At 75.4% G+C, this 21477-nt stretch carries 4 protein-coding genes; all 4 read left to right on the top strand.

Going from position 1 to position 21477, the window contains the following annotated elements; all coding sequences use genetic code 11:
• Genes ACI1MP_RS09055 through ACI1MP_RS09040 form a run of 4 tightly spaced genes read left to right on the top strand, consistent with a single transcriptional unit; the run spans position 1 to position 21456 of the window.
• Positions 1-4770, top strand: coding sequence for a type I polyketide synthase (locus tag ACI1MP_RS09055; RefSeq protein ID WP_404868283.1), 4770 nt, complete (start codon positions 1-3; stop codon positions 4768-4770).
• Positions 4767-8105, top strand: a complete 3339-nt coding sequence (locus tag ACI1MP_RS09050) for an amino acid adenylation domain-containing protein (protein ID WP_380342127.1) — start codon at positions 4767-4769, stop codon at positions 8103-8105. Before ACI1MP_RS09055 ends, ACI1MP_RS09050 begins: the two co-directional genes overlap by 4 nt.
• A 5-nt stretch (positions 8106-8110) precedes the next feature.
• A complete protein-coding gene (locus ACI1MP_RS09045; protein ID WP_404868282.1) occupies positions 8111-13645 on the top strand; it encodes an SDR family NAD(P)-dependent oxidoreductase in 5535 nt (1844 codons plus the stop codon).
• A complete protein-coding gene (locus tag ACI1MP_RS09040; RefSeq protein WP_404868281.1) occupies positions 13642-21456 on the top strand; it encodes an amino acid adenylation domain-containing protein in 7815 nt (2604 codons plus the stop codon). Before ACI1MP_RS09045 ends, ACI1MP_RS09040 begins: the two co-directional genes overlap by 4 nt.
• Positions 21457-21477 lie beyond the last annotated feature (21 nt).

The raw sequence follows: 21477 nt of genomic DNA, 5'->3' as shown, positions 1-21477 counted from the left end.
ATGACCGCGACGAACGACACCCTCAAGCGCGCCTATCTGACCATGGAGAAGATGCAGCGCCGCATCGACGAGCTCTCCGGCGCCCGCACCGAACCCATCGCCGTGGTCGGCCTGGGCCTGCGCCTCCCCGGCGGCGCGGTGGACGCGGACAGCTACTGGGAGATCCTCCGGCAGGGCATCGACGCGATCAGCGAGATCCCCGCGGACCGCTGGGACGCCGACGCCTTCCACCACGAGGGCGAGCCGCGCCCGGGCAGGATGGCCACCCGCTGGGGCGGCTTCCTCGACCAGGTCGACCGCTTCGACCACGACTTCTTCGGCATCTCCCGCCGCGAGGCCCTGCTCATGGACCCGCAGCAGCGGATGAGCCTGGAGGTGACCTGGGAGGCGCTGGAGAACGCGGGCATCGCGCCCAGCGCGCTGGCGGGCACCCGGACCGGCGTCTTCATGGGCGTCTCCAGCTGGGACTTCGCCACCGAACACCTGCGCGGCCCGCTGGACTTCAGCGCCTACGCCAGCACCGGCTCGGCGCACAGCGTGCTCACCGGCCGGCTCTCCTACGTGCTCGACCTGCGCGGCCCGAGCGTCGCGGTGGACACCGCCTGCTCCTCCTCGCTGGTCGCCGTCCACCAGGCCTGCCAGAGCCTGCGCAACCGCGAGTGCGACACCGCCCTCAGCGGCGGCGTCAACGCGGTGCTGTCGCCGCTGCCCAGCGTCTCGTTCACCCAGTTCGGCCGGATGGTCTCGCCGGACGGCCGCTGCAAGGCCTTCGACGCCGACGCCAACGGCTACGTCCGCAGCGAGGGTTGCGGCGTGGTGGTGCTCAAGCGGCTGTCCGACGCCGAGCGCGACGGCGACACCGTGCTGGCCGTGATCCGCGGCGGCGCCGTCAACCAGGACGGGCGCAGCGCCGGCCTCACCGCCCCCAACGGCTCCGCCCAGCGCGACGTGGTGCGGGCCGCGCTGGCCGCCGCGGGCGTCCGGCCGGAGCAGGTCTCGCTGATCGAGGCGCACGGCACCGGCACCCTGCTCGGCGACCCGATCGAGGTGGAGGCGCTGGCCGACGTCTACGGCCGCCCCGAGGGCAACCCGGTCTACCTGGGCTCGTGCAAGACCAACATCGGCCACCCGGAGGCGGCGGCCGGCATCGCGGGCCTGATCAAGGTGATCCTGTCGCTGCGCAACGACGAGATCCCCGGCACCGTCCACTTCAAGAAGCTCAACCCGAACGTCTCGTTCGACGGCACCACCTTCCAGGTGCCCACCGGCCGCACCGCCTGGCCCGCCACCGGCGGCCCCCGGACCGCGGGCATCAGCGCCTTCGGCTTCAGCGGCACCAACGCGCACCTGATCGTCGAGCAGGCCCCGGTCCGTCCGGAGACCCCGGAGGCCGGGCAGGACGGGGCGGACCGCCCGCTGTCCGTGCTGCCGCTGTCCGCCAAGAGCGACGCCGCGCTGCTGCGCCTGGCCGAGCGCTACCGGGAGCGGCTCACCGCGCCCGACGCCACGCCGCTGGCCGACCTGTGCCACTCGGCCGCCACCGGCCGCTCGCACTTCCGCCACCGGCTCGCCGTGGTCGGCGCCGACCGCGCCCAGGCCGCCGACCGGCTGGCCGAGCTGGTGCAGGAGGGGCTGCCGGCGACCGGTGCGACCGAGCCCTCCGAGGTGGTCTTCCTGTTCACCGGCCAGGGCCCGCAGCGCCCCGGGATGGCCCGGGCGCTCTACCAGCAGCAGCCGACCTTCCGCAGGGCGATCGACCGCTGCGACGAGATCCTGCGCCCGCTGCTGGACCGCCCGCTGCTCTCCTACCTCTACCCCGAGGAGCAGGACCGCGAGCTGATCCAGCGCACCGGCTACGCCCAACCCGCGCTGTTCGCCGTCGAGTTCGCCATGTCCGAGATGTGGCGCTCGTGGGGCGTGGAGCCGGGCGCGGTGCTCGGGCACAGCCTCGGTGAGTACGTCGCCGCCTGCGTGGCCGGCGTGATGAGCCTGGAGGACGGCCTGATGCTGGCCGTCGAGCGCTCCAAGCGGATGGAGTCGCTGTCCGGCACCGGCGCGATGGCCACCGTCTTCGCCTCCGAGATGGAGGTCGCCGAGGCGCTGATGGAGATCGCCGACGACCCCGACCGGATCGCCGTCGGCGCCGTCAACGGCCCCGCCAACACCACGATCTCCGGCGACGCCGAGCTGGTCGACCTGGTCTGCGCGCACTTCACCGCGCTCGGCGTGCAGGCCAAGCGGCTGCACATCACCACCGCCTCGCACTCCCCGCTGATGGAGCCGATCCTGGAGCCGCTGCGGCAGGCCGCGCTGCGGGTCGACTTCCAGCCGCCGCAGATCCCGCTGATCTCCAACGTCACCGGGGAGCTGTGGGACTGGGCGGAGGCCCCGGACGCCGAGTACTGGGTGCGGCACGCCCGCCGCGCGGTGCGCTTCGCCGCCGGCGTCGGCACCCTGCGCAAGCTCGGCTACCGCACCTTCATCGAGATGGGCCCGGCGCCGACCCTGCTCGGCCTGATCAGCGACAGCCTGCCGGCCGGCGACGACACCCTGCTGCTGCCGAGCCTGCGACCCAAGCACGACGACTGGGAGGTGCTGCTGGCCGCCGTCGCCGAGCTGTACACCCGCGGCACCGACCTGGACTGGCAGGGCTTCGACCGCGACTACCGGCGCGCCCGGGTGGCGCTGCCCGGCTACCCGTTCGAGCCCACGCCGTGCTGGCGGGAGCGCCGCCCCGCGGACGCGGCGGACGCCGACGCCCTGGAAGGCGCCGAGGAGCCGGCCGCCGAGCAGGACGAGGCCGACGACGACAGCCTGCTGTACCGGCTGGCCTGGCGACCCGTCGCCGACGCCCCCGCCGACGCCCCGGCCGCCGGGGCCCGCGGCTGGGTGCTGCTGGCCGACGGCTCCGGCTTCGGCGAGCAGCTCGCCGAAGCCGCCGCCCGGCGCGGCGAGCCGTGCGTGCTGGTCCGCTCCGGCGCCGACTACCGGCACGTCGCCGGGTCCGGCAGCGCCGAGGTCCGCGCCGACCGGCCGGCCGACCTGGCCCGGCTGCTGGACGAGCTGACGGTGCCGCAGGGCGGACGCGTCGAGGTGGTCCAGCTGGCCGGCCTCGACGCGCAGGACCCGGCCGACGGCCGGTGGACCGGCGTGCTGGACGCCGTCCGCACCGCGCAGGCGCTGGACGGCCGGGCCGCCCGCCTCTGGCTGGTCACCCGCGGCGGCGTCCGGGTCGGCGGCGAGCCGACCGGCCCCGTCCCGCCGGCCGCCGCCCTGTGGGGCCTGGGCCGCTCGCTCCAGGCCGAGCAGACCGCCGTCTGGGGCGGCCTGGTCGACCTCGACCCGCGGCAGCAGCCGACCGACGGCGCCGAGCAGCTGCTGGACGCCGTCACCCGCCGCGACGCCGACGGCGAGGACCAGGTCGCGCTGCGCGACGGGGTGCGGCACGCGGCCCGCCTGGTCCGGGAGCCGGTCGAGTCCGGCCCGGCCCGCCCGGTCCGCTGGCGCCGGGACGCCTCCTACCTGATCACCGGTGGTCTGGGCGGCGTCGGCCTGGCCACCGCGCGCTCGCTGGCCCGGGCCGGCGCCCGGCACCTGGTGCTGGTCGGCCGCTCCGCCGTGCCACCGCGCGCCGAGTGGTCCGAGCTGCCGGCCGACCACCCGTTCGCCGACCGGGCGGCCGCGGTGCGCGAGCTGGAGGCGCTCGGCGCGGGCGTCCGGCTGGTCTCGCTGGACATCGCCGACGAGGCGGCCGTGCAGGCCTTCCTGACCCAGGAGGAGCGCGAGGGCCGCCCGCCGATCCGCGGCGTGCTGCACGCCGCCGGCATCGGCGCGATGGTGCCGCTGGCCGAGCTGGACGCCGCCGAGCTGGACCGCCAGCTGCGCCCCAAGGCGCTCGGCGCCTGGGTGCTGCACCAGGCCTTCGCCGAGCGGGAGTTGGACTTCTTCGTGCTCTGCTCCTCGACCAGCGCGGTGCTCAGCTCCCCGTACGTGGCCGCCTACGCCGCCGCGAACGCCTTCCTCGGCGCGCTCGCCGAGCTCCGCCGGGCCGCCGGCCGACCCGCCCTGACGATCGACTGGGGCATCTGGGAGAACACCGGCATGGCGGCCCGGAAGGCCGAGGAGACCCCGGGCGTGAGCCGCGGCATGGGCACCCTGCGCCCGGCCCAGGCGCTGCGGGTGCTGCACCGGCTGCTCGGCCGCGACGCCGCCCAGCTGGCCGTCGTCCCGGTGGACTGGGACGAGTGGGGCCGCGGCTACCGGGCGCTCTCCGGCTCGCACCTGCTGACCGAGCTGGTCGGCGCCGGCGACGGCTCGACGGGCTCCCGGCCCGCCCGCCGCGGCGGCCCGGTGCTGCCCGGCCGCGAGGAGCTGGCCGCGCTGCCCGCGCCGGAGCGCTCCGGCGCGCTGGCCGCGCAGCTGCTGACCGCGGTGGCCGCGGTGCTCGGCGCAAGCCCCGAGGCGCTGGAGCCGCAGGCCCCGCTGATCAGCCTCGGCCTCGACTCGCTGATGGCCGTGGAACTGCGCAACGCCATCGACCAGGCGCTCGGCGTCAACGTGCCGATCTCCGACTTCCTCAAGGGCGCCACCGTGCGCTCGCTGGCGGAGCGCCTGGTCGCCGAGGTGTCGGCCGACGAGGAGCCGGCCCCCGCCGCCCCGGCGATCGGCCGCGCCGCCCGACTGGAGGACCTGGCCGACCAGTTGCTCGCCGAGATCGACAGCCTGCCCGAGCTCCCCGTCGAGGCGCCGGGCCGAGGAGAGTCCCGATGACCGACACCCTGGACACCAAACTCGCCGCGCTGGAACGCAAGTTGGCGGCGCTGCCGCCCGAGCAGCGGGCCAAGTACGAGCGGCTGCTGAAGGAGCAGGCCGAGGCGGGCACCGTCTTCCCGCTCTCCGTGACGCAGCAGGGCATCTGGTTCTTCGAGCAGCTGCGCCCGAGCAACCCGGCCTACACCATCCTGGGCGCGGTGCGGCTGCGCGGCGCCCTGGACACCGCGGTGCTGCGGAAGGCGGCGGCCGAGGTGGTGCGCCGGCACGAGTCGCTGCGCACCGTCTTCGAGCTGCGCGACGGCCGCCCGGTGCAGGTCGTCCGCCCCGAACTGCCGCTGGACTTCGCCGAGTCGCCCGCCGCCGACGGGCAGCCGCTGGAGGCCGCGATCGCCGCGGCCGTCGCCGGCCCGTTCGACCTGGCCGCCGGCCCGCTGCTGCGGCTGCGGCTGCTGCACCTGGGCCCGCAGGACCAGGTGCTGGCCGTGGCCATGCACCACCTGGTCTCGGACGGCTGGTCGATGGGCCTGCTGATCACCGAACTGGGCACCCTCTACGAGGCGTTCGGGGCCGGCCGGCCGTCCCCGCTGCCGGGCCTGCCGATCCAGTACGGCGACTTCGCGGCCTGGCAGCAGAAGCAGGCCGAGACTGCCGACCAGGCCGCGCACCTGGCCTACTGGCGCGAGCACCTGGCGGGCGCCCCGGCGCAGTTGACGCTGCCCACCGACCGGCCGCGCCCGTCGGTGCAGGGCTTCAACGGCGCCTCCTGCCCGGTGGAGCTGGAGCAGCCGCTGATGGCCGAACTCGCCGCGCTCGGCCGGGCGAACGGCGCCACCGCCTACATGGTGCTGCTGGCGCTCTTCCACGTGCTGCTGCACCGCTGGAGCGGCCAGCAGGACGTGGTCGTGGGAGTGCCCACGGCCGGCCGGGAGCGGGCCGAACTGGAGCCGCTGATCGGCTTCTTCGTCAACACCCTGCCGGTGCGGGTCGGCCTGGACGGCGACCCGTCGTTCGCCACCGTGCTGGGCCGGGTGCGGGAGGCCTGCCTCGGGCTGTACGCGCACCAGGACGTGCCGTTCGAGCGGCTGGTGGAGGAGCTGCGCCCGGAGCGCGACCTCAGCCGCCCGCCGATCTTCCAGAGCTGCTTCTCCTACCAGGACGACCCGGTGGCGGCCCGCCCGATCGGCGGGCTGCGGCTGGAGCGCCTGGAACTGCCCGCCCAGGGCGCCCGGTTCGACCTGGAGTTCCAGTCGTTCACCCGGGACGGCGCGCTGAGCGGCTGGTTCGAGTACGACCGCGACCTCTTCGAGCCGGACACCATGGCCCGGATGGCCGGGCACTTCCGGCGGCTGGCCGAACTGGTGGTCGCCGCCCCCGACACCCCGGTGGCCGAGCTGGAGCTGCTGGACGCCGACGAGCGCCGGCAGGCGCTGGCGGCGGGCGAGGGCGCCGCCCGCGAGTGGCCGGGCGCCGGCTGGATCCACGAGGTCTTCCAGCAGCAGGCGCACCGCACCCCGGACGCCGAGGCGCTCCGCTTCGAGGGCGAGAGTCTGAGTTACGCCGAGCTCAACCGGCGCGCCAACCGGCTGGCCCACACCCTGATCCGGCTCGGCACCGGCCCCGACTCGCTGGTCGGGGTGGCCATGGAACGCTCGGTCGAGCTGGTGGTCGCGCTGCTGGCGGTGCTCAAGGCGGGCGGCGCCTACGTCGCGCTGGACCCGGGCCTGCCCGCCCAGCGGCTGGCCGGCATGCTGGAGGACGCCCCGGCGCCGGTGCTGCTCACCCAGCGCCACGTCCGCGACCGGCTGCCGGACACCGGCTCCGCGACCGTCCTGTTGGTCGAGGAGCACGCCGCCGGCGGCGCCGACACCGACCCGAACGTCGAGCTGTCCGGCGAGCACGCCGCCTACGTCATCTTCACCTCCGGCTCCACCGGCCGCCCCAAGGGCGTGGTCAACGTGCACGCCGGGATCCGCAACCGCCTGCTGTGGATGCAGGACGCCTACCGGCTGGACGGCACCGACCGGGTGCTGCAGAAGACGCCGTTCTCCTTCGACGTCTCGGTCTGGGAGTTCTTCTGGCCGCTGATGGCCGGCGCCACCCTGGTGGTGGCCCGCCCGGACGGGCACCGCGACCCGGCGTACCTGGTGCGGACCCTGCGCGAGGAGTCCGTCACCACGGCGCACTTCGTGCCGTCCATGCTGCAGGCGTTCGTCCAGGAGCCGGGCGTCGAGGAGTGCACCGCGCTGCGCCGGGTGGTGTGCAGCGGCGAGGCGCTGCCGCGCAGCCTGCAGGACCGGTTCTTCGCCCGCTCCGGGGCCGAACTGCACAACCTGTACGGGCCGACCGAGGCCGCCGTGGACGTCACCGCCTGGGCCTGCCGCCGGGACGACGACCCGCGGGCGGTGCCGATCGGCCGGCCGATCGCCAACACCCGGATGTACGTGCTGGACCGGGCGCTGCGGCCGGTCCCGCCGGGCGTCGCCGGGGAACTGCACATCGCGGGCGCCAACCTGTCCCGCGGCTACCTCGGCGACCCGGAGCGCACCGCGGAGCGGTTCGTCGCCGACCCGTTCGACCCCGCGCCGGGCGCCCGGCTCTACCGGACCGGCGACCTGGCCCGGTTCCGCTCCGACGGCGCCATCGAGTACCTGGGCCGGCTCGACCACCAGGTCAAGCTGCGCGGGCTGCGGATCGAGCTCGGCGAGATCGAGTCCGCGCTGACCGGCCACCCGCGGGTCCGCGAGGCCGTGGTGACGGCCCGTCAGCAGCCGGCCGGGGACGTCCGGCTGGTCGCGCACCTGACCGCCGAGGGCGACGCCCCGGCGACCGGCGAGCTGATCCCCTTCCTCAAGGAGCGGCTGCCCGAGTACATGGTGCCGTCCGCCTTCATGGTGCTGGACGCCTTCCCGCTGACCAGCAGCGGCAAGACCGACCGCAAGGCGCTGCCCGAACCGCCCGCCGACCGACCGGAGTTGGCGAGCAGCTACACCGCTCCCGGGGCCGGACTGGAGGAGAGTCTGGCCGAGCTGTGGCGCGAGCTGCTCGGCGCCCGGCGGGTCGGCCGGGACGACAACTTCTTCGAGCTCGGCGGCCACTCGCTGCTGATGGTCGAACTGCGCGCCCGACTGGCCGCCCGGCTGGGCCACGAGCTGTCCATGGTGGAGCTGTTCCAGCACCCCACCGTCGGCTCGCTGGCCGGCCACCTGGAGCGGTCCGGCCGACAGGACGACGCCCTGCTGAACGCGGCCCGGGACCGCGCCGCGAACCGCCGCAGGCGCGCCGCCGTGCGCCGCGGCCGCAGCACCCCCGCAACTGACGCAAGTGACAGGTGATGGACGTGTACGAGACCGACTTCACGCACGACGAGCAGGACGAGCACGTCGCCGTCATCGGCATGGCCGGACGGTTCCCCGGCGCCCCCGACGTCGAGTCGCTGTGGCAGCAGCTCGCCGCGGGCCGGGAGACCGTCTCCGCGCTCACCGACGAGGAGCTGCTGGCCTCCGGCGTCGACCCGGAGCTGCTGCGGCACCCCGACTACGTCAAGGCCAAGGGGGTGCTGGCCGACGCCGACCGCTTCGACGCCGGCTTCTTCGGCTTCAGCCCCCGCGAGGCGGAGCTGCTCGACCCGCAGCAGCGGGTCTTCCTGGAGTGCGCCTTCGAGGCGCTGGAGGCGGCCGGCTGCGACCCGCGCACCTTCGACGGCCGGATCGGCGTCTTCGCCGGCGCCAGCCTCAACTCCTACCTGCTGCGCAACCTGCCGGGCGACCCGGAGGCGCTGGAGGAGAGCGGCATCTATCGCACCCTGCTCGCCTCCGACAAGGACTTCCTGGCCACCCGGGTCTCCTACAAGCTGGGCCTGCGCGGCCCCGGCATCACCGTGCAGACCGCCTGCTCGACCTCGCTGACGGCCGTTCACCTGGCCTGCCAGAGCCTGCTGTCGGGGGAGTGCGACATCGCCCTGGCCGGCGGCGTCTCGGTGAGCAGCCCGCCGGCCGGCGGCCACCTGTACGAGCAGGGCGGCATCCTCTCCGCCGACGGCCACTGCCGGCCGTTCGACGCGGCGGCCGGCGGCACGGTGGCGGGCAACGGCGCCGGCGTGGTGGTGCTGCGCCGGCTGGCCGACGCCCGTGACGCACAGGACGCCGTCCAGGCCGTGGTGCTGGGCAGCGCGATCAACAACGACGGTGCGCTGAAGGCCGGTTACACCGCGCCCAGCGTCGACGGGCAGGCCGAGGTGATCGCCGAGGCACTGGCCGTCGCCGGGGTCGCGCCGCGCACCATCGGCTACGTCGAGGCGCACGGCACCGGCACCGCGCTCGGCGACCCGATCGAGGTCGCCGCGCTGACCCAGGCGTACCAGCTGCACCCCGAGGCCACCGACGAGACCGGCTACTGCGCGCTCGGCGCGGTGAAGGGCAACGTCGGCCACCTGGACGCGGCCGCCGGCGTCACCGCGTTCATCAAGGCGGTGCTGGCGCTGCGTCACCGGGCGATCCCGCCGATCGTCAACTTCAGCGAGCCCAACCCGGGCCTGAAGCTGGAGACCAGTCCGTTCTACGTCCCCACCGAGCTGCGGGACTGGCCGGGCGCCGAGCACCCGCGCCGGGCCGGGGTGAGCGCCTTCGGCATCGGCGGCACCAACGTGCACGTGGTGCTCCAGGAGGCGGCCGAGCCGCGCGCCGCCGCTCCCGTGACGGCCGGGCGCGCCGAACTGCTGACGCTCTCCGGCCGCACCCCCGAGGCGCTCGCCGCCAACGCCGAGCGGCTCGCCGAACGGCTGGACGCCGACCCGGAGCTGCCGCTTCGCGACGCGGCCCACACGCTGGCCCGCCGGCGCGGCTTCGAGCACCGGGCGGCCGTGGCCGCCCCGGCCGGCCCGGAGGGCCGCTCGGCGGCCGTCGCCGCGCTGCGCCGGCTCACCGGCACGACCGCCGCCGAGGACGCCCCGGTCGCCTTCCTGTTCCCCGGCCAGGGCGCCCAGTACGTCGCGATGGCCCACGGCCTGTACCGCGAGGAGCCCGCCTTCGCGGCCGAACTCGACGCCTGCGCCGAGCTGTTCACCGCCGAGCTGGGCGCCGACCCGCGCACCCTGCTGTTCCCCGGCCCCGACGCCGACCCGCAGCAGGCCGCCGCCGCGCTGGCCCGCACCGAGATCACCCAGCCGGTGCTGTTCCTCGTCGAGTACGCGCTCGCCAAGTTCTGGATGTCCCAGGGCGTGCACCCGCGGGCGATGGCCGGCCACAGCATCGGCGAGTACGTCGCGGCCTGCCTGGCCGGCGTGTTCTCGCTGCCCGACGCGGTCCGGCTGGTCGCCGCCCGCGGCCGGCTGGTGCAGTCGATGCCGGCCGGCGAGATGCTCGCCGTCTTCCTGCCCGAGGCCGAACTCGCGCCGCTGCTGGACGAGTTGCCCGAGCTCGACCTGGCCGCCGTCAACTCCACCGCGCTGTGCGTGGCGGCCGGTCCGGCCGAGGCGGTGGAGCGGCTGCGCAAGCGGCTGGTGGCCGACGGCACGGCCTGCCGCCGGCTGCACACCTCGCACGCCTTCCACTCGGCGAGCATGGACGCCGCCGTGCAGCCGTTCACCGACGTGGTGCGCGGCGTCGAACTGCGGGCGCCGCGGATCCCGTTCTGCTCCGGCCTCACCGGACAGTGGATCACCGACGAGCAGGCCACCAGCCCCGCCTACTGGGGTGAGCACCTGCGCGGCGCGGTCCGGTTCCGCGACGTGCTGGGCCTGCTGCTCGACGACCCGGAGCTGCTCCTGCTGGAGGTCGGCCCCGGCCGCTCGCTCACCAACTTCGCCCAGCAGCACGACTCCTGGAGCCCGGAGCGGACCGCGGTCGACTCGCTGCCGCACCCCAAGGACAGCACCGACGACCGCACCCACCTGCTGGCCGGCCTGGGCGCGCTGTGGAGCGCGGGCGCCCCGGTGGACCGCGCGGCGGTGTGCGGCGGCGGCGCGCTGACCGCGCTGCCCGGCTACGCCTTCCAGCGCCGGCGGTACTGGATCGAGGCGGGCCCGCGCACCGCGCCGAAGCCGCGGAGCGCGGCCCTGCCGCTCGACGACTGGTTCACCACCCCCGGCTGGCGCCGCCTGCCCGCCGGCCCCCGCACCGGCGACGCCCGCGACGCGGTCTGGGCGGTGCTCGGCACCGAGCAGCCGCTCGGCGCCGAACTGGCCCGGCAGCTGGAGGCCCGGGGCGCCACGGTGCGGCGGATCGGCCGGGCCGACGGCCTGGACCGGGACGCCTGCGCCACCCTGATCCGCTCGCTGGACACCACCGGCGAGGCCGCCTCGATCCGGCTGGTCCACCTGGGCGCGCTCACCGACCCCGCCGCCGGGGACGGACTCGACGCCGACCGGCTGGCCGCCGCACAGCGGACCGGCTTCGACACCCTGGCCACCCTGGCCCAGGGCCTGCTGGACGCGGCCCCCGCCCGCCCGGTGCTGCTCGACGTGCTGGCGAGCGGCGTCTTCGAGGTCACCGGCGACGAGCCGCTGCACCCGGAGGGCGCCCTGCTGCTCGGCCCGTGCACCGTCATCCCGCAGGAGGTCACCGGGGTCGAGTGCCGGCTGCTGGACGTCGGCGCGGGCGAACCCGCCGCGGTCGCGGCCGGCCTGCTGGACGCCGCCGCCCGCCAGGAGCCGCAGCTGGCGCTGCGCGGCCGGCACTGGTGGAGCCGCACCTTCGACGCCGTCGAGCTGCCCGCTCCCGAAGCCGGCCCCGGCGGTCTGCGCGACGGCGGCGGCTACCTGATCACCGGCGGGTTCGGCGGCGTCGGCCTGGCGATCGCCGAGCAGATCGCCCGCACCGTGCGGCGACCGGTGCTCGGCCTGCTCGGCCGGTCGCCGCTGGCCGCCGACGACCCGGCGCTGCACCGGCTGACCGAGCTGGGCGCCGAGGTGCTGCCGCTGCGCGCGGACGTCACCGACGCCGCGCGGACCGCCGAGGCGGTGGCCCTGCTGCGGGCCCGCGCCGGGGCGGTGCACGGTGTGGTGCACGCGGCCGGCCTGCCGTCCCGCGGCCTGCTGATGGGCAAGACGCCCGAGGACGCCGCCGCCGTCCTGGCCGCCAAGACCCTCGGCACCCTGGTGCTCGACCGGGTGTGCGCGGACGACGACCTGGACTTCCTGCTGCTCTGCTCCTCGCTGACCGGCCTGCTCGGCGGCCCCGGCCAGAGCGACTACGCGGCGGCCAACGCCTTCCTGGACGCCTACGCGCAGTGGCGGCGCCGCTCCGGCGCCCCGGTGACGGCGGTGGCCTGGGACACCTGGCGCGGCGTCGGCATGGCGGCCGGACTCGACGAGTCGGCCGCCGCCCCCGGCACCCCGACCGCGCACCCGCTGCTGCGCCGGCTGCCCGGCGGCGACGGGAACAGCCGCGGCTACACCGGCGCGATCAGCACCGCCGACAGCTGGATCATCGCCGACCACCGGATCATGGGCCACGGCCTGGTGCCGGGCACCGCCTACCTGGAGCTGGTCCGGGCGGCCGTCGCCGACCTGACCGGGGCGGCCGGCGTGGAGCTGCGCGACGTGCTCTTCGCCCAGCCGGTGATCGTGCCGGACGGCCAGTCCCGCTCGCTGTGGACGGCGCTCGCCGCGGACGGCGAGGAGCTGCGGTTCACCGTGCGCAGCAACCACCCCGCCACCGGGCCGATCCACGCCATGGGCACCGCCGTCGCCCTCGACGAGGCGCCGCCGGTTCGCGACCTGGCCGCGCTGCGCGCCGAGTTCGCCGAGGTGGCGCCGGTCGACGACGAGGACGAGCTGAAGCGGCTCTTCAAGCTCGACCTGCTGGTGCAGGGCAACGGCATCGAGTTCACCCTCGGCCCGCGCTGGCACTGCCTGCGCGGCGCCCGGGTCACCCCGGAGCGGCTGCTGGTCTCGCTCCGGCTGCCCGAGGAGCACGCCGGCGACCTGGACGCCTACCTGCTGCACCCGGCGCTGCTGGACGTGGCCGGCGTGTCGGCCCGGATCCAGATGCCGGACAAGGGCTACTACCTGCCGTTCACCTACCGCTCGCTGAAGGCGCTGGCCCCGCTCACCGCCGAGATCACCTGCGACGTCGCGCTCAAGGGCTCGCCCGACGGCGGCGAGAGCCTGACCTGCGACATCGACATGCTGGCCGAGGACGGCCGGGTGCTGGTCCGGATCACCGACTTCACCCTCAAGCGGATCAACGACCTGGACGGCATGCGCGACCAGGTCGCCGAGGCCGTGGCCGCCGGCACCGCCCCCGCCCCGGCCGCGCCGCAACTCCCCGAGGCGCTGCGGCTGCTGGCCGAGGGCATCACCGAGCAGGACGGCCAGGAGGCGCTCGCCCGGGTGCTGGCCAACCCCGAGGCCCCGGCCCAACTGGTGCTCTCCCACCGCGAGTTGGCGCAGATGCGGGCCGTGGCCCGGAGCATCACCCCGGCCCTGCTGGCCGGCGGGGACGACCAGGCCGCCCCGGCGCTCGGCCGCCACCCGCGCCCCGACCTGTCGACCCCCTACCAGGAGCCGGCGACCGACGAGGAACGCGCCGTCGCGGAGATCTGGCAGGAGGTGCTGGGCGTCGAACAGGTGGGCACCGCCGACGACTTCTTCGCCCTCGGCGGGCACTCGCTGGCCGCCGTGCAGATCGGCACCAAGATCCGCAGCCGGCTGGGCGTCCCGCTCGACCTGCGCGGCTTCTTCGAGGACCCCACCGTGGCGCACACCGTCGCCCTGCTGGCCGCCGGCGGGTCCGAGGAGGACCCCGAGGACGCCATCACGGCCCGCTCCGACGACGAGTCGGCCGACCTGGACGAACTGTCCGACGAACAAGTGGAAGCGATGCTCGCCGAGATGCTCGCCGCCGAGACCGACGACCTGGAGAACCTGGCATGACCGACAACGTCGACCTGAGCCGGCTCACGGCGGAGCAGAAGCGCGCGCTGCTCGCCCGGAAGCTGCGCCGCAAGGCCGGCCCCAAGCGGGTGCCGGCGTCCTTCGCCCAGAAGCGCCTCTGGTTCATGGAGCAGCTCGCCCCGGGCAGCGCGGCGTACAACATCCCGGGCGCGCTGCGCGTCCACGGCGCCCTCGACACCGAGGCCTGGCGGCGCAGTTGCGTGGCGCTGGTGCAGCGGCACGAGGCGCTGCGCACCGTCTTCGAGGAGGTGGACGGCGAGCCGGTGCAGGTGATCGCGGAGTCCGGCGAGCCGGAGTTCACCGTCGTCGCCTGCGAGCACCTGCACGGGCCGGACGGCGAGGAGGGCATCAAGGAGCTGGCCCGCGCCGAGTTCGCCCGCCCGTTCGACCTGCGGCACGGCCCGCTGCTGCGGATCACCCTGCTGCGCCTCGCCGCCGAGGAGCACGTGCTGCTCCTCACCATGCACCACATCGCCGGCGACCTCTGGTCCACCTCGGTGGCGTTCCGCGAACTGGTGGCGTTCTACCGCGAGTTCAGCACCGGCGAGGACGCCGGCCTGCCGCCGCTGAAGATCCAGTACCCGGACTACGCGCTCTGGCAGCGCGACCGGCTGGCCGGGGACGCCCTCGGCCCGCAGCTGGAGTACTGGCGCACCACCCTGCACGGCGCGCCGCCGATGCTCGAACTGCCCACCGACCGCCCGCGCCCGGCGGTGCTGGGCAGCCGGGGCGGCTCCCGCCCGTTCCGGCTGTCGGCCGAAACCGCCGACGCCATGCGGGAGTTCAGCCGCGGCGAGGGCGCCACCCCGTTCATGACCATGCTCGCGGCCTACCTGGTGCTGCTGCACCGGTACAGCCGGGAGGACGACATCGTCGTCGGCGTGCCGGTCGCCAACCGCGGCCGGCGCGAGGTCGAGCCGCTGATCGGCCTGTTCGTCAACATGCTGGCGCTGCGCACCGACCTCTCCGGGGCGCCGACCTTCCGCGAACTGGTCGCCCGGGTGCGGGAGACGGCGCTCGGCGCCTTCGCCCACCAGGAGCTGCCGTTCGAACGGCTGGTGGAGGAGCTCCAGCCGGAGCGCGACCTCTCCCGCTCGCCCGTCTTCCAGGTCTCCTTCATCTACCAGAACATCGAGCTGCCCCGGTTCGACGGCGTCGGCCTGCGGATGGAGACGATGGAGGTGGAGAGCGCCACCTCCCGCTTCGACCTGGTGCTGGAGGTCTTCGAGCGGCCCGACGGGCTGGGCGGCAGCCTGGAGTACAACCGCGACCTGTTCGAGCCGCAGACCGTGGACGGCTTCGCCCGCCACCTGGAGCGGCTGGTCGGGACGCTGCTGGCGGAGCCGGACCGCCCGGTCGGCCGGCTGCCGATGCTGTCCGACGACGAGAGCCGGCAGCTGCGCGAGCGCTGGAACGACACCGCGCGCGACTGGCCGCTGCCGCTCGCCGCGCACCGGCGGTTCGAGGACCTGGCCGCCCGCACCCCGGACCGCGAGGCGCTCCGCCTGGAGTCCGACGGCGCCCCGCTGAGCTACCGCGAACTGAACGAGCGGGCCAACCGGCTGGCGCACCGCCTGATCGGCCTCGGCGTGGGCCGCGACGTGCTGGTCGGGATCTGCCTGGAGCGCTCGCCGGAGCTGCTGGTGGCGATGCTCGCGGTGCTCAAGGCGGGCGGCGCCTACGTGCCGCTGGACCCGGGCTTCCCCGCCGACCGGATCGCGTACACCCTGGAGGACTCCGGCCTGCGGGTGCTGCTCACCCAGCGGAGCGTCCACGACGAGCTGTTCGGCGACCGCGGCCCGGAGACCGGCGCCGAGGTGCTCTGCCTGGACGAGCTCACCGCCGAGCTCACCACCGGGGCCGCGCACGACCCCGGCGTCGGGACCGACCCGGACGACCTGGCCTACGTCATCTACACCTCCGGCTCCACCGGCCGCCCCAAGGGCGTGCAGATCCCGCACCGGGCGCTCGGCAACTTCCTCCACTCGATGGGCGAGCGCCCGGGCCTGGCCGCCGACGACGTGCTGCTCGCGGTGACCACCGCCGCCTTCGACATCGCCATGCTGGAGCTGCTGCTGCCGCTGGTCACCGGCGCCCGGGTGGTGCTGGCCCGCCGCGAGAGCGCGGCCGACGGCGGCCGGCTGGCCGCCGAACTGGCCGACTGCGGCGCCACCGTGATGCAGGCGACCCCGGCGACCTGGCGGATGCTGCTGGACGCCGGATGGACCGCCGGGCCCGGCCTGACCGCCCTGGTCGGCGGCGAGGCGCTGCCCGCCGAGCTGGCCGCCCGGCTGCTGGCCACCGGCGCCACCGTGTGGAACATGTACGGCCCCACCGAGACCACCATCTGGTCCTCGGTCTCCCACGTCGACGGCGGCCCGATCTCGATCGGCGAGCCGATCGCCAACACCACGCTCCAGGTGCTGGACGCGGCCGGCGGCCCCGTCCCGGTGGGCGTGCCCGGCGAGTTGTGCATCGGCGGCGACGGCCTGGCCCGCGGCTACCTGGGCCGCCCGGAGCTGACCGCCGAGAAGTTCGCCGACAGCGCCGAGGGCGAGCGCCTGTACCGCACCGGCGACCTGGTGCGCCGCCGCCCCGACGGCCGGATCGACTTCCTCGGCCGGCTCGACCACCAGGTCAAGCTGCGCGGCTACCGGATCGAACTCGGCGAGATCGAGTCGGTGCTGGCCGAGCAGCCGGTCGTCGCCCAGGCCGTGGCGCTGGTCCGCGAGGACACCCCCGGCGACCAGCGCCTGGTCGCCTACCTGGTCCTGGAGGACGCGGACTCGGCCCCGGACGGGCCGACCCTGGCCCGCGAGCTGCGCGCGGCGCTGGCCGGCACCCTGCCGGACTACATGCTGCCGTCCGCCTTCCTCGTCCTGGACGCCCTGCCGCTGACCCCGAACGGCAAGATCGACCGCCGGGCGCTGCCCGCCCCCGAGGGCGGCCGCGGCGAGCTGCGGGCCCCGTACGCCGCCCCGCGCAACCCGGACGAGGAGCTGCTGTGCCGGCTCTTCGCCCGGGTGCTGGACCGCGACGAGGAGGCCGCCGAGGTCGGCATCGACGACAGCTTCTTCGAGCTCGGCGGCCACTCGCTGCTGGCCACCCGGCTGATGTCGCAGATCCGCTCCGCCTTCGAGGTCGAACTGCCGGTCCGCGCGCTCTTCCAGGCGCCCACCCCGGCCAAGCTGGCCGAGCGGCTGCGCGCCGCCGCGGGCCCGGTCCGCCCGGCGCTGCTGCCCGCCGACCGCCCCGAGGTGCTGCCGCTCTCCTTCGCCCAGCAGCGGCTCTGGTTCCTGCACCGCCTGGAGGGCCCGTCGCCCACCTACAACATCCCGGTGGTGCTGCGCCTGCGCGGCGAACTGCACCCGCAGGCGCTGCACGCGGCGCTGGGCGACCTGGTGGCCCGGCACGAGGCGCTGCGCACCGTCTTCCCCGACACCGACGGCGTGCCCCGCCAGTTGGTGCTGCCCGCCGCCGAGGCGGCGCCCGAGCTGCACATCACCGAGCTGACCGAGGAGGCGCTGCCCGCGGCGATGTCCCGGGCCGCCCGGCACGCCTTCGAGCTCACCACCGAACGGCCGCTCCGCGCGGAACTGCTGGTCCTCGGCGAGCGCGACCGGGTGCTGGTGCTGACGATCCATCACATCGCCGCCGACGGCTGGTCGCTGGCCCTGCTCGGCCGCGACCTCGCGAACGCCTACACCGCCCGCTGCGACGGCGCCGCCCCGCAGTGGAGCCCGCTGCCCGTCCAGTACGCCGACTTCGCGCTGTGGCAGCGCCGGCTGCTGGGCGACGCCGAGGACCCGGAGAGCCTGCTGGCCCAGCAGTGCGCCTACTGGAGCCGGGCCCTGGACGGTCTGCCGGAGCGGATCGCCCTGCCCACCGACCGCCCCCACCCGACCCGCACGTCCCGCCGCGGCAGCACGCTGGAGTTCTCCTGGGACGCCGACCTGCACGCCGAAGTCGCCCGGGTGGCACGGGAGAACGGGTCCAGCGCCTTCATGGTGGTGCACGCGGCGCTGGCCACGCTGCTGCACCGGATGGGCGCCGGCACCGACATCCCGCTCGGCATCGCGGTGGCCGGGCGCCTCGACGAGGCGGCCGCCGAGCTGATCGGCTTCTTCGTCAACACCCTGGTGCTCCGCACCGATCTGGGCGGCCGCCCGAGCTTCCGCGAGCTGCTGGCCCAGGTGCGCGAGCGCAGCCTGGACGCCCTGGCCCACCAGGACATCCCGTTCGAGTACCTGGTGGACCTGCTCAAGCCGTCCCGCTCGCTGGCCCACCACCCGCTCTGCCAGACCGCGCTGGCCTGGCAGAACACCCCCGACGCGGACGCCACGATGCCGGGCGTGGCGGTGCAGCGCCTCACCGTGGACACCGACTCCACCCGGGTGGACCTCCACTTCGCGCTCACCGAGCGCCGCCCGGCCGCCGACGGTTCCCCCGCCGGCGTGGACGGTGTGGTGGAGTTCAACACCGACATCTTCGACCGGGGCACGGTCGAGGCGCTCGCCGAGCGGCTGGGCCTGGTGCTGCGGGCCGTCCTCGCCGACCCGGACGCCCCGGTCGACGACGTGGAGGTGCTCACCGCCGCGGAGCGCCGCGCCCTGCCCGGTTGGAACGACACCGCCCGCCCGGTGCCGCAGGGCACCCTGGCGGAGCTGTTCGAGGCCCAGGCGGCCCGTACCCCCGACGCCGTCGCCGTCGTCTCCGCCGACCCGGAGCAGCCCGGCGAGCTGACCTACCGGGAGCTGGACGCCGAGGCCAACCGACTGGCCCGGCTGCTGCTCGCCCGCGGCGCCGGCCCCGGCCGGATCGTCGCGGTGTCGCTGCGCCGCTCCACCCGGCTGGTGACCGCGCTGCTGGCGGTCGCCAAGACCGGCGCGGCCTACCTTCCCGTCGACCCGGGCTACCCGGTCGAGCGGATCGACTACATGCTGCGGGACGCCGCCCCGGCGCTGCTGGTGACCCTCGGCGCGGACGCCGACGACCTGCCCGACGGCCCGGTTCCGTGCCTGCTGCTGGACGCGCCCGCGACCGTGGCGCAGCTGGCCGCGGCGGACCCGGGCGCCCCGGGCGCCGAGCGGCCGACCGCGCAGCACCCGGCGTACGTGATCTACACCTCCGGTTCCACCGGGCGTCCCAAGGGCGTGCTGGTGCCGCACACCGGCATCGGCAGCCTGGTCGCCGGGCAGCGCGAGCGGTTCGCGGTCGCCCCGGACAGCCGGATGCTGCAGTTCGCCTCGCCGAGCTTCGACGCCGCGGTGGCGGAGACGCTGGTCACGCTGCTCTCCGGGGCCGCGCTGGTGGTGGCGCCCGCCGACCGGATGCTGCCCGGCGACCCGCTGGTGCGCACCTGCGCCGACCACCGGGTCAGCCATGTCACGCTGCCGCCGAGCGTGCTGGCCGTGCTCGACCCGGCGAGCCTGCCGACCGTCACCACGCTGGTCACGGCCGGCGAGGCCTGCCCGCCGGAGACGGTCGCCGCCTGGTCGGCCGGCCGCCGGATGATCAACGCCTACGGCCCGACCGAGACCACCGTCTGCGCCACCATGAGCGACCCGCTCACCGGCGGCGCGGCCAGGCCCCCGATCGGCCGTCCGATCGTCAACGCCCGCGCCCACGTGCTGGACGAGCGCCGCCGGCCGGTGCCGGTCGGCGTGCCGGGCGAGCTCCTGGTGGGCGGCAGCGGCGTGGCCCTCGGCTACCTGGGCCGCCCGGAGCTGACCGCCGAGCGCTTCGTCGACGGCCCCGACGGGGAGCGGCTGTACCGCACCGGCGACCTGGTGCGCCGGCTGCCCGACGGGCAGCTGGACTTCCTCGGCCGGATCGACGACCAGGTGAAGCTGCGCGGCTTCCGGATCGAGCCCGGCGAGATCGCCTCGGCGCTGCTGGCCCACCCGGAGATCGCACAGGCCGTGGTGGTGGTCCGCGAGGACCGGCCCGGCGTGCAGCAGCTGGTCGGGTACGTGGTGCCCGTCGCCGGCACCGCCCCGGACCCGGCGGCCCTGCGCGGCCACCTGGCCGGGCAGCTGCCCGGCCACCTGGTCCCGGCCGCCTGCGTGCTGCTGACCGCGCTGCCGCTGACCCCCAACGGCAAGGTGGACCGGGCGGCCCTGCCCGCCCCCGAGGCCGGCGCGGCGGCCTGGGCCGAGCGGATCGCCCCCCGCACCGCTCTGGAGCGCACGGTCGCCGCCGCCTGGTCGGCGGTGCTGGGCGTGCCCGAGGTGGGGGTGCACGACGACTTCTTCGACCTCGGCGGGCACTCCCTGCTGGCCACCCAGCTGGCCGCCCGGCTCGGCGCCGAGCACGGGGTTCCGGTGCCGATCCGGACGCTCTTCGACCGGCCCACGGTGGCCGGCCAGGCGGGCTGGCTCGACGAGCACCGGGACGACGCGGAGCGGGAGCGGATCCCGCTCGCCGACCGCACCGCGGGCATCCCGCTCTCCTTCTCCCAGGAGGACCTGGTCAGCTACCACCCGGTGCCGGTCGAGCACCACTTCCACAACGTGCTCACCGCCCTGGTGCTGCGCGGCACTCTGGACCCGGCGGCGCTGCGCGACAGCCTGGACGCCATCGCCCAGCGCCACGAGGCGCTGCGCACCCGGATCGGCAGCGTCGACGGCGTGCCGTGCCAGCTGGTGGACGAGATCGGCAGCTGGCCGCTGGACGTCGTCGACCTGACCGACCTGGACGACGAGACCCGCGAGAAGGAGCTGCGGCGGCTGCTCACCGAGCAGGAGCTCGGCTCGTTCCGGGTGGCCGACGAGCCGCTGGTGCGCGGCGCGTTGATCGCGCTGCGCCCCGACGAGCACGTGCTGGCCCTGGTGATGCACCACCTGGTCACCGACAACTGGTCGTACGGCGTGCTGTTCCAGGAGCTGCGCGCCCAGTACGCGGCCCGGCTGGACGGCGCCGAGCCGCCCGCGCTGCCCGAACTGCCGGTTCAGTACCCGGACTTCGCCGACTGGCAGCAGCGCCGCCGGGCGGCCGGGGCGCTGCGCGAGCGGTCCGGGCACTGGGAGCGGCGGCTGGCGGCCCTGCCCCCGTCACCGGTCTTCCGGGCCCCGGAGCACCAGCTCCTGGAACCGGCCACCGGCGCCACCCGCGGGTTCGCCGTGCCGGCCGCGGAGGGCACGGCGCTGGCCGAACTGGCCCGCGAGGAGGGCGCGACCCTCTTCATGGTGGTGATGGCGGCCTTCCAGCTGCTGCTGTCCGGCTACGCCGGCCGGGAGGACATCACCGTCTCGTTCCCGGTGGCCGGCCGGGAGCAGCCGGAGACCGAGAACATGATCGGATTCTTCGTCAGCCACCTGCTGGTCCGAACAGATCTGGCCAAATCGCTGACTTTCCGCCAACTTGTCGGCCGGGTCCGGGAGGAGACCCTCGACGCCTACGCCAACCAGGGGGTGCCGCTCTGGCACCAGGAGGGCATCCGCGAGCGCGGCCGCGACCCCTTCGCGATCTCGTTCAACCTGCTCAACGCCACTGTTCCCGCACTGGAGTTGACCGGTTTGACCGCCGCTCCACTGGACCTCCGGATCGGTGACGACTATGTGTTCCCGGAGGTCATCATCGACATGGAGGCGTCGGCCGTCGACCTGGCGCTGATCCTCCGCCGCTTCGACGACGGGTCGCTGCGCGGCATGTGGCTGTACGGCCTGGACGTGGTCGACCCGCGGACGATGGCGGCCATGATGCGCCAATGGCATGTTCTGCTCAGTGAATTGACGGTCGATCCGGACCGGCGGCTGGCCGAGCTGGTCGAGGTAATTCGCCAGGACTGATCCACGATCGATGATTCGTTT

The sequence above is a fragment of the Kitasatospora griseola genome (genome assembly GCF_044999035.1).
GTDB classification, from domain to species: domain Bacteria; phylum Actinomycetota; class Actinomycetes; order Streptomycetales; family Streptomycetaceae; genus Kitasatospora; species Kitasatospora griseola.
The sequence above is the reverse complement of the archived record's forward strand: the minus strand, read 5'-3'. Positions and strand labels throughout refer to the sequence as shown.

Bases quoted from the DNA above. Each gene is read 5' to 3' on its own strand.
- ACI1MP_RS09055 (WP_404868283.1), top strand. From the start codon at position 1: ATGACCGCGACGAACGACACCCTCAAGCGCGCCTATCTGACCATGGAG.
- ACI1MP_RS09050 (WP_380342127.1), top strand. From the start codon at position 4,767: ATGACCGACACCCTGGACACCAAACTCGCCGCGCTGGAACGCAAGTTG.
- ACI1MP_RS09040 (WP_404868281.1), top strand. From the start codon at position 13,642: ATGACCGACAACGTCGACCTGAGCCGGCTCACGGCGGAGCAGAAGCGC.